Annotated in this window: 15 protein-coding genes and 1 pseudogene; 5 read left to right on the top strand and 11 right to left on the bottom strand. The window is 41.6% G+C overall.

Annotation, left to right across the window (positions count from 1 at the left end):
• Positions 1-16 precede the first annotated feature (16 nt).
• On the bottom strand, positions 17-526 hold the full coding sequence (locus ASL11_RS32935) for a YceD family protein (protein ID WP_056624821.1): 510 nt from the start codon (positions 524-526) through the stop codon (positions 17-19).
• Positions 527-613: 87 nt separating this feature from the next.
• The gene (locus tag ASL11_RS32930) at positions 614-1,735 is read right to left on the bottom strand and encodes a SepM family pheromone-processing serine protease (protein ID WP_056624818.1); all 1,122 of its coding nucleotides are present in this window, start codon (positions 1,733-1,735) and stop codon (positions 614-616) included.
• 122 nt (positions 1,736-1,857) lie between these two features.
• Here ASL11_RS32930 and ASL11_RS32925 point away from each other — a divergent pair, with 122 nt between their 5' ends.
• The gene (locus ASL11_RS32925; protein ID WP_056624815.1) at positions 1,858-3,129 is read left to right on the top strand and encodes a nucleoside recognition domain-containing protein; all 1,272 of its coding nucleotides are present in this window, start codon (positions 1,858-1,860) and stop codon (positions 3,127-3,129) included.
• 36 nt (positions 3,130-3,165) lie between these two features.
• Here the strand turns inward: ASL11_RS32925 and coaD are convergent, their stop codons facing one another.
• The 5 genes and pseudogenes from coaD to ASL11_RS36865 all read right to left on the bottom strand — a co-directional run bounded on the left by coaD (position 3,166) and on the right by ASL11_RS36865 (position 6,522).
• On the bottom strand, positions 3,166-3,678 hold the full coding sequence (coaD, locus tag ASL11_RS32920) for a pantetheine-phosphate adenylyltransferase (RefSeq protein WP_414813329.1): 513 nt from the start codon (positions 3,676-3,678) through the stop codon (positions 3,166-3,168).
• A gap of 5 nt (positions 3,679-3,683) precedes the next feature.
• Positions 3,684-4,265: pseudogene (gene rsmD / locus ASL11_RS32915) on the bottom strand (16S rRNA (guanine(966)-N(2))-methyltransferase RsmD); the annotation flags it as partial.
• A gap of 921 nt (positions 4,266-5,186) precedes the next feature.
• Positions 5,187-5,378, bottom strand: coding sequence for a hypothetical protein (locus ASL11_RS32910; RefSeq protein ID WP_056624805.1), 192 nt, complete (start codon positions 5,376-5,378; stop codon positions 5,187-5,189).
• A gap of 245 nt (positions 5,379-5,623) precedes the next feature.
• Positions 5,624-6,046, bottom strand: coding sequence for a hypothetical protein (locus ASL11_RS32905; protein WP_056624804.1), 423 nt, complete (start codon positions 6,044-6,046; stop codon positions 5,624-5,626).
• Between the two features lie 311 nt (positions 6,047-6,357).
• On the bottom strand, positions 6,358-6,522 hold the full coding sequence (locus ASL11_RS36865) for a hypothetical protein (RefSeq protein ID WP_157257144.1): 165 nt from the start codon (positions 6,520-6,522) through the stop codon (positions 6,358-6,360).
• A gap of 163 nt (positions 6,523-6,685) precedes the next feature.
• On the opposite strand from ASL11_RS36865, the gene ASL11_RS36860 reads away from it, so the two are divergent.
• Positions 6,686-6,859: a hypothetical protein gene (locus ASL11_RS36860; RefSeq protein WP_157257143.1), complete on the top strand. Its 174-nt coding sequence runs from the start codon at positions 6,686-6,688 to the stop codon at positions 6,857-6,859.
• 804 nt (positions 6,860-7,663) lie between these two features.
• Here the strand turns inward: ASL11_RS36860 and ASL11_RS32900 are convergent.
• The 3 genes from ASL11_RS32900 to ASL11_RS32890 all read right to left on the bottom strand — a co-directional run bounded on the left by ASL11_RS32900 (position 7,664) and on the right by ASL11_RS32890 (position 11,121).
• Positions 7,664-8,206, bottom strand: coding sequence for a hypothetical protein (locus tag ASL11_RS32900; RefSeq protein WP_056624789.1), 543 nt, complete (start codon positions 8,204-8,206; stop codon positions 7,664-7,666).
• 665 nt (positions 8,207-8,871) lie between these two features.
• A complete protein-coding gene (locus tag ASL11_RS32895) occupies positions 8,872-10,353 on the bottom strand; it encodes a copper amine oxidase N-terminal domain-containing protein (RefSeq protein WP_056624784.1) in 1,482 nt (493 codons plus the stop codon).
• A gap of 18 nt (positions 10,354-10,371) precedes the next feature.
• The gene (locus ASL11_RS32890; RefSeq protein ID WP_056624781.1) at positions 10,372-11,121 is read right to left on the bottom strand and encodes a hypothetical protein; all 750 of its coding nucleotides are present in this window, start codon (positions 11,119-11,121) and stop codon (positions 10,372-10,374) included.
• 169 nt (positions 11,122-11,290) lie between these two features.
• On the opposite strand from ASL11_RS32890, the gene ASL11_RS36855 reads away from it, so the two are divergent.
• Positions 11,291-11,461, top strand: a complete 171-nt coding sequence (locus tag ASL11_RS36855) for a hypothetical protein (protein WP_157257142.1) — start codon at positions 11,291-11,293, stop codon at positions 11,459-11,461.
• Between the two features lie 82 nt (positions 11,462-11,543).
• On the opposite strand, the gene ASL11_RS32885 is transcribed toward ASL11_RS36855, so the two are convergent.
• A complete protein-coding gene (locus tag ASL11_RS32885) occupies positions 11,544-11,828 on the bottom strand; it encodes a hypothetical protein (protein WP_056624777.1) in 285 nt (94 codons plus the stop codon).
• A 144-nt stretch (positions 11,829-11,972) separates the two neighbouring features.
• Here ASL11_RS32885 and ASL11_RS32880 point away from each other — a divergent pair, with 144 nt between their 5' ends.
• Both ASL11_RS32880 and ASL11_RS32875 read left to right on the top strand, forming a co-directional pair.
• Positions 11,973-12,470, top strand: coding sequence for a GNAT family N-acetyltransferase (locus ASL11_RS32880; RefSeq protein ID WP_056624771.1), 498 nt, complete (start codon positions 11,973-11,975; stop codon positions 12,468-12,470).
• A gap of 120 nt (positions 12,471-12,590) precedes the next feature.
• Entirely contained in the window at positions 12,591-13,658 is a 1,068-nt protein-coding gene (locus tag ASL11_RS32875) for a polysaccharide deacetylase family protein (protein WP_056624768.1), read from the top strand.
• Positions 13,659-13,789 lie beyond the last annotated feature (131 nt).

Below are 13,789 nucleotides of genomic sequence, written 5' to 3'. Positions count from 1 at the left end.
GAATTTCGGCGTTGCCTTATTCTTTGTTAAAAAAGTCCGCGAGACCTGCAAGTCTAGGATCAATCTTGTCCTGCTTACAGCCGCAATCACGTTCATTGCGATTTTCTCCGCACACGGGACACAGACCTTTGCACGCTTCGTCACAAAGTGGTATGTACGGTAAACCGACCACTACATTCTCTACAACGTAAGGCTCCAAATCTACTTTATCCCCAACCACCAGATGAATATCCTCGTCTAGCTCTGGATCTTCTTCTTCCGGCTTTTGCATGAAAACTTCCTTGAATGGAAGCTTAATAGTTTGGTTAGTGTGCGTTAAGCATCGGGAACAGCTTAACTCCAAGTCTAGCGTTAACGAACCGTTAACTTTAACTACTCCATCTTCATACTTTGCATGAAGATTCGCATGAACAGGCCCATGGTTAAGTATGTCTTGACGACCTTCGAAAGGCTCCGTCAAATTCATAATTTCGCTCATAGGTACCGATTGCCCTTGCAGAGATAGCTCTCTAAAACGAATTTGCATGATATCACCCCAAACAAACAAAGATTATTATATCCATTATGCATACCTTTTGTCAATTTAAATAATATTATTTAAGCTAGTTATGACTTATTTCGGAGGCAACGCTGCTAGATATTTCAAGGCATCTTCCATCGTGCCAATCTCGACGATTTTCATCTTCGTATTGATTTGCTTTGCTCTTTTGACCGCATCGGCATAATTCTCGATCTTGGTCCCGTCTTTATAGGTCATATTTTTGGGTGCAAAGAAAATTTCCGCCTTTTCCCGATCCGCAGCAATAATCTTATGTTGAATTCCGCCTATCGGTCCTACGGTGCCATCTGCTTCAATTGTTCCCGTTCCTGCAATACGATACCCCTTCGTAATATCTTCAGGTACAAGCTGATTGAATATCTCTAATGAAAACATAAGGCCAGCTGACGGTCCTCCAATATCACCAGCCTTAATCGTCACCTGCTGGTCTTCCAGATCGGCTTTTACCGATTGCATCCCCGCTGGAACGACACCAATCCCTGCCCGCGGTGCCGTTTCTCCCTCTTGAAGAGGCAGCGCCCCCAATGTCAGTGTCGTCTGCATTTCTGTTTTCTTCCTAGCATACGTAATGGAGATGGTGTCGCCTGCTTTTTTGCCTGCGAGAGAGTCTAGAAGATCCTGCGCTACTTTCACCTCTTTGTCCCCAGCCTTCAAAAGCACATCACCTGGTTTCAGTACCTTCTCACCAGATAAACCTGGGACTGTTTGAAGAACCATCACACCCTCATGTTCAATATGAAAAGGGATCTTAGCCTCCGTATATGCTGCTTGAATCGCACTGGCTTGTGAGGTTAACATGACGTATTCCTGACGCTGTGAATACTCTTGCTCGGACTCTCCTTGCTTGAGTACAGCCGTTTTGGGCTGGATTTCTTCATACGGATGAACGAGTCCTACCAAATAGTTCACCACATTAGCATCAGCTACGCGCACGGTCGTTAGCATGAGCTTCCCTTTTTCTGGACCAGTGCTCTTGGTTATCGACACCATCGGCTTGATGTCTTCTGCAGTCCCAGGCATAAAAACAAAAAAAGGCAACCGCACAAAAAATAACAAATATACAATGATAATCCCTACGAGCGCAGAAACTAGGTAACGTCTCGTCGCCGAGCTTCTCGGATATCGATATGAATCATTCGACCACGTACGAATCGTGCTTTCTTCTTCCTTATCCATACAGGTTCCCCTTTCCTGTTGCTTTCACTTGTTGTTTGGCCTACCTATTCTCGATGAAAGCTTGGTCTAATCGCCTATCTACTTGCGTACAATGAAGCATGTTCGATGGACGAGGTGATGCTATGCCTAATGTAAGATTCCATGCCAAATTCACCACTTTGGTATTGGGAGCCCTGGCTGGACTGGTCGTTATATCTGTCATTCTATTTCCCGACAAAGCTTTTCAGTCTTCTCTCGAAGGGCTGACTATTTGGTGGAAGCTCGTCTTTCCCGCCTTGATGCCTTTCCTTATTATGACCGAGCTGTTGATTGGTTTCGGTGTCATTCAAGGTACAGGCGTGCTCCTAGAACCGCTAATGCGCGTCTTTTTCCGCCTTCCCGGCGTTAGTGGCTGGGCTTTGGCATCAGGCTTTGTTGTAGGATTTCCTGCGGGAGCTAGAATTACTGCATCGCTGCGCGAAAAAAAACTTCTCACACGTACGGAAACAGAGCGGTTAACGGCCCTCTCGCATTTGTGCAGTCCATTATTCCTAATCATGGTTATCGGGATTGGATTCCTTCATAACGCCAAGCTAGGGATCCTACTTGCCATTATTCATTATATTTCTGCTTTCGCAACCGGATTCTTGATGCGGCATAGCAAGCAAGCCATCGCCCCACTTGAAGCCAAAACATTAGAAACGAAACCGAAAGAAACAATTTCTATCGGGAAATCTGCCCTTATAACCATGCGTCAAGCTTATTGGGAAGATGGGCGTACTTTCGGTAAGCTTCTCGGAGATGCAGTAACCTCCGCTGTACAAACGTTAATGTTGATTGGCGGATACATGATGATATTTTCCGTGCTCATCAACGTTATCTCGATCACTCATTTTGCCGATGCTCTTCGCCCCATCACGCAATTCCTTCTTAGCTTCATGGGTATTTTCACGGACACAACACCGCAATGGATCAAAGGATTAATGGAGATTCATCTTGGTGCCTATGCTTTTAGTCAATCAAAGGAACTCTCACTTCTGCCACAAATGGCGCTGCTCAGTGCATTCCTCGGTTGGGGAGGTTTGTCCGCCCACGCACAGGTTGCTGGCTTCCATCAGAAAACTGACGCTAGATATGCGTTTTTCTTACAGTCCCGTGCGCTGCATGCTGTACTCGCCCTATTCACTACAATCCTGCTCTGGAAACCATTGCAATTGCTCTTCTTAGACTCAGAGCCCAGCTTTCTTCGATTAGACTTAGCGAGCAATTCAGCCGCCGCGGTACCGTTCCCCTTGAACGGCGAAACGGCATGGGGCCTATGGGGACCAATGCTGATGCAATTCCTTTTTATTTTCACCCTTATGCTGCTCGTTTCGATTGGTCTACGCTTGTTTCAGCGGAAAGTGGTAAATTAACCAAATCGCAACTTGAAATTCCTTTCGATCTAGCTTCTAGGTCTGAGGGAATTTTTTGCGTAGTTCCTCTTCCACTTCTGCTGGTACCAAATCCTCGACAGGTCCATGGAATTTGGCGATCTCTTTCACGATGCTTGAACTCAAGTACGAAAACTGTGGTTTTGACGTCATAAAGAACGTTTCCACATCTGGGTTCAGCTTGTGATTGGTCGATGCCATTTGCAATTCATATTCAAAATCAGATACGGCGCGGAGTCCACGAACGATAAGTCTTACATTACGAGCTTTCATATAATTAACCATCAAATCCCGAAAACCATCGATCTCCACATTGGGAAGATCCGCGGTTACTTTGCGAAGCAGTTCCATGCGCTCTTCCAGTGTGAATAACGCATTTTTGGATGTATTGTTCAGCACCGCCACAATTAGTTTATCAAATACTTTTGCTGCTCTATGTATGATATCAAGATGACCGTAGGTAACCGGGTCAAAGCTACCTGGATATACCGCTACTGTAATGCCGTGTTCTTGCCTCATCATGCTGTTCATCTCCTTCAATTACTGAGTCCTATGGACGCGTTGTCGCGTTTAAATATGGTAACCGCCGTATCTCCATAGTCTGCTCTACGTAGCTGCTTGAAGCCACCTATCGTATCTAGCAGTACATCCTTAGCATCGTGCTCGACTACGATCGTGGCGTCTGATTCCACAATGGCTTGTTCCTCCATCGTCGTCATCAGCTCCGCGATCCCTTTCATCCGGTAAGGTGGATCGAGAAAAACAAGTTGGAACTTCTCCGCCCGCTTCGCCAGCACCTTCAACGCTCTCGCCGCATCCGTACGGTAAATCTCCACCTGATCCTTCACTTTGGCGACTTCAACATTGTGCCCAATGGTGTCGATGCTTTTCTTCTCGATATCAATAAAAACCGCCTTATCCATCCCACGGCTCAGTGCCTCAATCCCTAGCCCGCCCGTTCCGGCGAACAAATCGAGCACCTGCCCTCCATCGAAATAAGGTCCGATCATACTGAAGATCGCTTCTTTCACTTTATCAGTTGTTGGTCGTGTACTAGTACCTGGTACAGCCTTTAACGACCTGCCTTTGGCCGTGCCTGAAATCACTCTCATCTGTGCGTTTCCCTTCCATGCTGGTTCATTCTTTTGCTATCGTACCACAAGCACTAATCTGACACAAAAAATTTATCCCTGTGATGTATAAATTTACCGTAAAGCGGTCATCCTTGAACTATCGACATCAGAGAATGTCGTAGACAACCGCGGAGAAGGCTTACGTTTCCCCATAAGCTCTTCATCCGGTTTCTCCTCTCCCATGAGACGGTCGTGCAAACGACCGTCGTTATTATTTTATAGGACAGTTTTCAGAAACCCTTATTCTATAAGGGTTTATTTGGACTATAACAGAGGCGAAATTGCATATAGTACAGATAGTACAATATTATCTTGGGGACGTTTTGGGGACGAAAATTTTCAAAGTAAAAAACACTGCAACAAATGTATTCCTAACATAGCCTACTATATTCGGTTAATAAACTGTACTAAAAAAATCCTGCAAATAAACAGGACCTCTTTATTCAGTTAGTATAGATGAGTAAATACTTCTCCTTGAATCCCCTCTTTCAATAAATTTCTTTAGTCGAATCTGTTCAAAATCCTCTAAGTTCATCCCTTTGTTTTCTTCGATCGCATAAATTACTTCTATATATATCAGCTAATTCTTCAACATCATCATTCGATGATTATTCTCTTCTAACTCTTCTTGAAGCCCTTGTGCTTTCAATAACTCTTTCAATCAATCCACTTATCTCACTCTAACTTTTCTCTGGTTTTATTTTGGTGAATGAAATACCCAGTTTAAGGCCTTTTGGTACGTCAACAAAAAAAGGACTCCCGAAAATTCAGGAATCCTAAAAAATGGTTCTGATATTCAATACTGTTGATTTCACCCAATAAAATTCAAATTTGGATCTTATGAGAAACTAACGGAATCCCAGTCACTCTCATCAATGATTGAACCGACACTTTTACTCATTTGCTTCATCTACTTCTCATGAGCTTGATTAATCTATCCCATTCCGACCGATCAATTTTTAAATCACGAACTGCCACCCTGAATCCATACTTATAAGCATATTCAACGAATATCTGATCTTCATTCAATATTTCATAGCCAATAATTCCGAATGGTTGTTTTGTCCAAGCTTCTTTTAATAGAACTTTATCCGCCACTCATATCACCAATTAACCCCTCAACGTTAACAAAAATTTTTTCAAACTTTTATATCTGAACCGCATTAATAAATATTTCAAATATGTTTGGGTTACATTGGGTTTAAGAGCGACAAATAAATAAGCTCCAATGTGAGTGCTTCTATTTTTCGTCTTTTACAATCTCAATCGGCCGTTTTACAGATTCAATGAACTTTTCAACAAAGTCCGGATCTTCGGGGTTGAGGTTATCCATATAGGTCTCGTCAAATCCCCCAACCTCTTGCTCTTGATGTTTCGAAGTCTTCGCCATATAACCACCCCAATTCTTCAATAACGGCTAACATTACGGCATGCGAAAAGTAAGCCTTTTGTTCTGATACCGACATTGTAGCATACTTAGATGAAGATTTTAACTGTCCGTTTATCTTTACTGGCATTGTTGACTTCTCCCGCTGGTACGTAGCTCGCCGCTCTATCCCCCGTTTATTCCCGGGCCAGCGCCCACTCTCCAACCATTCGATCGTCCAGTCACAATCTGCAATCATTTCATTAATAATCCGCTGATCTGCTTGCAGTATTGAGAGCTCATCATGTTTACCAAGAATACTATCCAAACATTTATCATTTTCTTGCTGCTCAATTTCTTTTATCTTACATGTTTTATCTTCAGCCAGCTTTCTCAACATGGCCGCCGTTTGTTTGTATCCATCAGATAAATCGTTGTTCCCATTCCCTCACACCCCCGCAGTTTGTTAAGATAGGTGTCGGGAACATACGTTCGATCCCCCGAGGTCTTGCTAGGAGCGGGGGGATCTTTCTATTTCTATATAGCGAATTTTAGATTTCAACTCGTTGTAAGTTTCATTTAGTTCTGGTTTACCACGTTCAAACAAATCATCTTCATCCGAAGCGCCATACAAATGGCACAATAGGATGATCGCCTCTTCTGCTTGCTGCAATGTGGGTCTAATAATTTGAATGAGTTCGAAATAACGATTTAACGATGCAAATATCGCAATTTTCTCCGCAGAAGAGGTAAGTCCTCATCTTCATCCTCATAAAACTGATCGACCGGAACACCCGGAGGCCTTTCTTCCTCAACTCTCAGTGCCACACCTTGCTCGTTTCGTTTAACCCACAAAAGCTCTTGTCTCCATTTCAAACGATTCCTCCTAATTTAAGCGGCTTCGTTCTCCTCGTCTTCTATTTCATCGTATTCGTCCAATACAATGAGTCCAGCATAAATTTAGTCAGCCGATGCCCATACCCTCAATGAATGCTTTGCATAAAATATTTTGCAAGTACTAGTTCAGGGATGTGGTCCTTTGCAGCTATACTATTTAGTATCTAAGCAAGACGTTATTGAACTCATCCGCGAATTCATTGATCAGGAAAACTATAGTGCTGCCATTTATTTACTCGAGATTATTCAGCAAATGGAAGAGGAAAATCGAACCTCAGTACTCATTACTGTTGAAAAACATGACAACTCGAAGTGAGGTGATTCTCTCCCAAGCTCCTCAATATTCATTATGTTGTATGGCCATAATCCATCTCGAAGAATCCTTTATTGACGATGATCCGTTTGTTTGCCGTCCAACACCTCCAAAGGGTCGATACCCACATAACATGCCATGTGTCATCCTGTCTTCTTGCAGCTAATCCCTCTACGGACTTTCTTCAGAGTAGCGATGTAGCGCTCATTACAAACACCTCGTCAAGCACTTTCTAACCCTCGAGGATTACGTAACGATTCTTCAATTCAAAATGCGGATCTCGCATATTTACACACTCCTTCAAACTAGGCCCATCGACGGTTGTCATTGCGCTGCGTTGGGTACCTCTTCGGAACTCTTCTAATATTTTATAGGACAGTTTTCTAAACCCTCATGTTACAAGGGGAACTAATTATCCTATAGTACAATTACTACTATTAATGATCACGGTACCAGTAGTGTACCAATTGAAATACAATCGTTCTAAATCTACATTGAATAAACAATAAAAGCCCAAAAGGGGATCTCTTTTGGGCTTTTATTACTTCTATCTATAACACAGAAAAGTCTGAGGATTTCTCCCTTGCTCACATCAAATCTCTTGAAAATTATTTTTGTTACCCGTAACTCGAACTCCCTAGTTTTTCCTTTTTCAGCATCTTGGCTAGAGCCATAAACATAAATGCTGAAAGAGTTTTCCCAAGTCTAAAGAAGCTCTTAAATTGAATCTCAACAAGATTTTATTGAATTAACTGCCTTAAGATAAAGCTGTTAATTAAACTATCGTTTTGAGTTAGTTATCTCTCTTCAAATCTCTATGTTATTTATATTATTCATTATTTTCCCAACCCAACTGACGTTCAGAAAATTTTTATTACGTGCAAATAGTTCATCTATAAATGCTCGTGTTTTATCTATGACCTCTTTTAAAAAAACATTTACTTCGACAGACTGTTTGACCCAGCGACCATCAATACAGTCATTTAATGGTTTAAGCAATATTGCACCGTGTCCTACTTTCTTTTCTGATATTATATGACTAATAAATACTTGTTCACCACTTCTTTGAATTTCTATCCATGAATTAAAAGATTCAATATCATTAATTATTACAAAATCAGAAGTTTTCGAAATAATCATTGCTGCTTCAGATATTTGCTCGAACCATCTTGATAGCAAATCCAAACCTTGTAAATCAGCGGGGATTGGTAAATATGGTATACATCCATAACTATATTCTTCATTACAAACTAACTCAAAGTAACCTGAAACACTTCCACCATTTTCAAGTTCATCTAAAGTTGCAACTGATTCTTCAGAGTCCAATGTAATTAAATAGTTGATTTTCATAGTGAAAATTTACACCTCTTAATTTTTTATATAATTTAAAAGATCAACTCTCATCCTGCCTTTTTAGAAAAAAACAAACTCCGGATCCCCGGGTTTGAGATCATCCATAAATGCCTCGTCAAATCCCCCCAATCTCTTGCACTTGATGTTTCGAAGTCTTCGCCATATAACCACCCATTCCTTCAATAACGGCTAACCTTGCATAAGATAATACACTGTAAAAAATGCATCTTCGTTGATAGCGAATTCCCTTGTGTCAACGTTATATTTCATACCAAAAATTTCGATGGTATCACCTTTTATTAATGTTGACAAAGTTACCTTCGTTTCCTTGTAATTAAGAATTCTACAGATAGAAATCATTAAACTCTCGCATCAGAATAAAACGATGAAAATACATTTCTAATGACTGCAACAGGTGGTATGGTTGGTTTTGGTGAAGGTGCTAGAATGGTTTTGGTTTATCATTTTCTGTAGTGCTTTTTGAAATCGATGCTTTAATGTTCTTGACTGGAAAATGATTAACTTGAACATTAATTTTTATCAACCATTTGTTCTAATGAAATATCGCCTTGAGTATATAATTTTGCATCGCAAAAAAAAACCGCCATCACTGTGGCAGTTTTAAATTTGCTTATTGTTCATCCCCACCCACACGATTCAGCCTATTGCGTATAAACATTAATCCTTCTCAATAGGTGGTACGCTCCATCATACATCACTACATTCCCGTGTTGATTAACTGCAAAAACGTTAAATGATAGCATCCCTCCAAACGAAAACCCCATATTAGCAAAAGCACTTGCGTCGTACGTATTGCTTTTCGGAAGATAGAGTCCAGTGTTATAAGCAGCAATATCTTTCAAACCAACATAAGGCTGGGTTTCACCAGTTGTCTTTACTTCCCAAATCTGTCGTTGCCCTTCGACATAGAAAGTTCCGTTATCCTCGTATACCCTCAGTATCTCTTCCTTTATGTCTATGGGAGCTACGAACCTCAGATTTCCGGATTCCTGTAGTTCAAAAATCGATTGCTTGGATACATCTAGGACAAACATTTTGCCATCATACTCAACAGCTGCCAGCTTCACATTTTCTTTATCAGGAGTGAAAGACATGAATACATTTGCTTGCTGACCCAACTCACCTGTATAGATATTATTATGAAGAATATCGCTGAAGTAAAAGCGTTGGCCGTCAGGAGTCCCCATAAAGTTGCCTGGATGATAAGTCGTTTTCCCGATTGTATATGTCATCATTCGAACATTGGGTGCAATCTCATATATGACGGTAGATACGCTCGTATCAGAAGAAAAACTACTGGTAGCCATTAAATAAAGCTTATCCAATTTAGCATCATATACAAGTTTGCGCGGCGAGAGCACACTGGCGTTAAAATGCTGCTCTCCAAACTTCGGAACCATATAATCAAAATTAAAGCTCTGATCGAAACCGCTGTACATCACTTTCATTTCACCTGTTACTTCATTATAAACACGAAGGATAAAACTCATCTCGGAAGCTGCATTTCGCTCTAAAATGTAGATCAGATCGTGATGATCGGAAGCCATACTGATCACATTCACATTGGGCCGTTCGACAAAAAAATTATTCGTAAAACCCATACTCGAAGCCGTAAGTAAGTTGTCGATATGAATCTCCGCCGCTCTCGGATGAGGCGTTGTAATAATAATGGATTTCGTTGCATCGTTGAAAGCAACTGTCTGATTCAAGTTTTCTGCAATAAAACGCAATGGCACTAGCGTCGTATTATTCATTATGACTGCTGGCTGTTCTAACGTCTTACTTTGATTATCTATACGAACAATTCTGTTATCAATGGACAGTTTTATCGAATGACCCGCATACTTGAGAGTGATTGACTGGTCTTCCGTATTCCAAGTTAAATCTGCTTTCAAGGCATCTGCAATAAAACGAAGAGGAACCATTGTCGTATTATTTAACAGCACAGGCGGTGTTGAAAGCGTCGTTTTCTGCCCATTTACTGCAGCTGTAACATCGTTTATGGTCAATTGAATCTTTACTCCGACCGAGTTTTTCTCATCATTGGCATAACTCGTTAGGGTATAACTATTAAGCAACATAGCCGCAAATAACACGAATATCACGCATACCCGATACAACACATTTCTTCCCCCTATAGTCTAGGTACTTGTATTAGAAGATTTAACTTGTAAGAGTTCGTTATTCTTACGTTGCAGTTCATGAATGATGGCATTCGTGTTGTTCAAGTTTTTTTGTGCCGAACGCGTAGCGTTTAGCAGGCTAATCCCAAATTGTTTCTCAAATTCGGGCATGCTGTTTCCAGTAAGTTTAAACACGAGCAAACTCTTCGTTTGTTGAACATTGTTATATGCATCGCTCTCACTCTTAATGATGGATTTAAGATCATCTGAATTACTTACTGTTTGGATAAGCTTTAGCGCCATTTGGCTGGATTCATTGTATTGTTTCATTAATTCTTCAAAATCCATATTTAATTGATTCACAAATTCATTACCATTCGTTAAATTGGCATACTGCTGAAGTTGGTGTGAGAAAGTTAGTAAGGCGGTATCCGTATCCTTTAGCCATTGATAGACATTTATCAAGTTTTCTAACTCTTGTTTGGCAGGATTTATTGGGTTGGCTGAGGCTAATTGAGGCATTGTCACGTTTACACTGTACGTAGTAGGATTCCACGTCACGAGAACCCCAAGTTGTCGTAACATGGACAAGGGTACAACGGTGTGATCTTTATATATCATTGCGGGTAGTTCATCGACCTTTAAACTTTGTCCAGCGGATGTTACTTGTACGATAGGATTTCCTTCGAAATCTCCATTTAAAGTGGCAGCTCCCGCTACGCCAACTGGGAGAGATAGTACTAGTAAAGATAGTATAAACCTTTTCATTGTGCACCTCGTTAGGAATTTGTTTGACTGCTACTTACATTCCACATTTACAACACGCTCTCCTTCTGCTAGGATTGATTCTCCCTTCCATTTTATGCTATAATCAAAAACAAGAACATACATTCTCTATATTTCACATTCATCCTACAGTCAGAAAAGAAGGGCAGCCATGAAAGATCAACCTGTATTTGAGAATCTACGTGACAAGTATGCCGATGAAGACCGCGCCAAGCTTGTGATGTTGCAGTTACGAACATTAATGGGACAGAAGCAGAAGAAGAAATGGTATCAGAAATGGAAAACGCCGACAAAGACGAAGCCAACGAATTGGAACGACTAGAACGCCCCTGCCAGCGTATAGATTGGGACAATAAAATAGAGACTCTCCTCCGTAGCTAGCTACGTGGAGAGCCTCTTCACTTTTATCGGTTTCTTTTGCGTGAATAATATAAGACTCCTAAGTAATGAGCCCCTGTGAAGAGGGTAAGTATACCGAAGAACAATAAGAATCCACCGTTACGATCACGGAAAAACAATTGCACAACGAACAACGCAAGGGAGATTTCGCTCCAGAGAAGTGTTCTTTTCTTAAGTTGTGTCAAATCGGCTGTGGATTTGCTTATTTTGCGAAGATTCATGTAAGTCAGGCCAGCGAGTACGATAACACCAATAACGATCACGAGAATATAACTTGAATTGCCTGACATGTGACTCCCCCTAATTCTAGTAGATATTATATCTAAGATACATGGATTAGGACGGAATGTCTATTTGAAAATGTCATTTCAATGAACGAGATTAGCTTCTCCAGTTGAACAAACGTCTACTAAACTCAGCGAGGTGCCCATATCATGTCTACTTTAACATTCAAGCCATTAGAGACGTCCGACGTTCCTTTTCTGATGGATATTTACAATCATTTTGTTATTCATTCTACTTACTCTTTTCATACAGAGCCTGTTGCATTACCCGAGTTCACAGAAAGTGTCGTTCACACTAATCCCCGTTATCAAACGTATGTCATTCTGCAAAATGAGAAGCTGCAAGGTTATGTTCAAGTTATGCCCCATAAGAAAAAACAAGCCTATGATACAACTTGCGAAGTGACTATCTATCTTCATCCAACATGCGTCGGCAAAGGGATCGGATCTGCCTCTATTCAATATGTAGAAGAGATCGCGAAGGAGCGCGGCTTTCATTCCTTAATTGCAACTGTTTGTGCAGATAATTCAGCTAGCATCCATATGTTCACCCGAAATGGCTACAAACAATGCGCACACTACCGTGAGGTTGGCTTCAAATGGGGTCAATTTTTAGATATTGTTACGTTTCAAAAAATTATTTCTTAGTCCGTCCCACCTGTTATACGACTTATCTCTAGAACAATCTATTTCCGTTATTTGCACGGGATAATTTCGCCTCCCCTTACAAAACCTAGAGTATAGTCATATTGCTCGGAGGGGATTGCCATGACCAAACGGCTTTGGTCCTTTAGCATCGTTTGTCTGCTTGTAACTAGCTGCGGTGCGCCTTTAACGAAGCCTTTTCAAGATCAGAGCTCAACCCAACATTCCACTCCAAATGTCACTCAGACATCCCTGGAGGCTAGTAAGGACTTCGCGGAGTCCCCGTTCGTTACAGACGCTTCCGATTCCAAGCGATTGAGCATGTTGCCACCCGCGAGCACGCCCTCTGCTTCTGCTTGGCCAACAGCACCTACACGAGCTCCAAGCCCTACATTTGCGCCAAGTCCTACGTCGACGCCCAGCTTGAAGCCTAAGATCAACTCGAAAAGGTCAGTATCACAATCTGAGGCCTCTAAGCGACCTTCTTTGCCCGTTCAAAAAAATCAAGGCCAAGTAAGAATTTCTCAGAAAAAACTTACACTCTCACAGCTCGTTGTTAAATACCCGGACACGTTCAAGCTCCGCGGCTCCAGTCAGGAGAAGAAAGTCGCCTTAACCTTTGACGATGGACCCGATACACGGTTTACACCAAAAGTACTTGATGCCTTAAAGGCAAATCAAGTGAAAGCAACATTTTTCGTACTTGGTGCTATGGCTAACACGCATCCCGACGTCATCAAGCGAATCGCGAATGAAGGGCATGTCATCGGCAACCACTCCTACAGCCATGAGAATCTACCGAAGCTCTCTGTGGAAAAATTTCAAAACCAGATTGAGAGTACAGAAACCATTTTGCAGAACCTCATTGGCTACGCCCCTAGGTTAATCCGTCCCCCTTATGGCGCAATTAATGAAGAGCAGGTCAAATGGATTGCAAATCATCACTATTTAATTGTGAACTGGAATGTGGATTCCCTCGACTGGAAATCACTGAATTCCGATCAAGTTCTTCACAATATCATGCAGCAAACAAAGCCAGGGTCCATTATTCTTCAGCATTCTGGAGGCGCGGACAGTCAGGACCTATCAGGCACCGTCCAAGCAATTGGACCGTTAATTGCTAAGCTGAAAGCAGCAGGCTATACGTTCGTCACAGTTCCTGAACTGCTGCACGTTACCAAAAGCAAATAATGCAAAAAGCAGCCTTGCCCGGGCTCTTGAACTGTGACCCTAATTGTGGACGTTTTAAAAGAAAGACCCCATGGCCTAATTAGGCCGCTAAAAGGTGACTTCTGAATTCATCAGGAGTCATCTTTTTTAAT

Origin of the sequence: Paenibacillus sp. Soil750 (assembly GCF_001428045.1) — a bacterium.
Taxonomy (GTDB): domain Bacteria; phylum Bacillota; class Bacilli; order Paenibacillales; family NBRC-103111; genus Paenibacillus_E; species Paenibacillus_E allorhizoplanae.
Note: the sequence above shows the minus strand (reverse complement) of the source record. Positions and strands in the feature narration are given on the sequence as shown.

Bases quoted from the DNA above. Each gene is read 5' to 3' on its own strand.
- ASL11_RS32935 (WP_056624821.1), bottom strand. From the start codon at position 526: ATGCAAATTCGTTTTAGAGAGCTATCTCTGCAAGGGCAATCGGTACCT.
- ASL11_RS32930 (WP_056624818.1), bottom strand. From the start codon at position 1,735: ATGGATAAGGAAGAAGAAAGCACGATTCGTACGTGGTCGAATGATTCA.
- ASL11_RS32925 (WP_056624815.1), top strand. From the start codon at position 1,858: ATGCCTAATGTAAGATTCCATGCCAAATTCACCACTTTGGTATTGGGA.
- coaD (WP_414813329.1), bottom strand. From the start codon at position 3,678: ATGAACAGCATGATGAGGCAAGAACACGGCATTACAGTAGCGGTATAT.
- ASL11_RS32905 (WP_056624804.1), bottom strand. From the start codon at position 6,046: ATGTTGAGAAAGCTGGCTGAAGATAAAACATGTAAGATAAAAGAAATT.
- ASL11_RS32900 (WP_056624789.1), bottom strand. From the start codon at position 8,206: ATGAAAATCAACTATTTAATTACATTGGACTCTGAAGAATCAGTTGCA.
- ASL11_RS32890 (WP_056624781.1), bottom strand. From the start codon at position 11,121: ATGAAAAGGTTTATACTATCTTTACTAGTACTATCTCTCCCAGTTGGC.
- ASL11_RS36855 (WP_157257142.1), top strand. From the start codon at position 11,291: ATGAAAGATCAACCTGTATTTGAGAATCTACGTGACAAGTATGCCGAT.
- ASL11_RS32885 (WP_056624777.1), bottom strand. From the start codon at position 11,828: ATGTCAGGCAATTCAAGTTATATTCTCGTGATCGTTATTGGTGTTATC.
- ASL11_RS32880 (WP_056624771.1), top strand. From the start codon at position 11,973: ATGTCTACTTTAACATTCAAGCCATTAGAGACGTCCGACGTTCCTTTT.
- ASL11_RS32875 (WP_056624768.1), top strand. From the start codon at position 12,591: ATGACCAAACGGCTTTGGTCCTTTAGCATCGTTTGTCTGCTTGTAACT.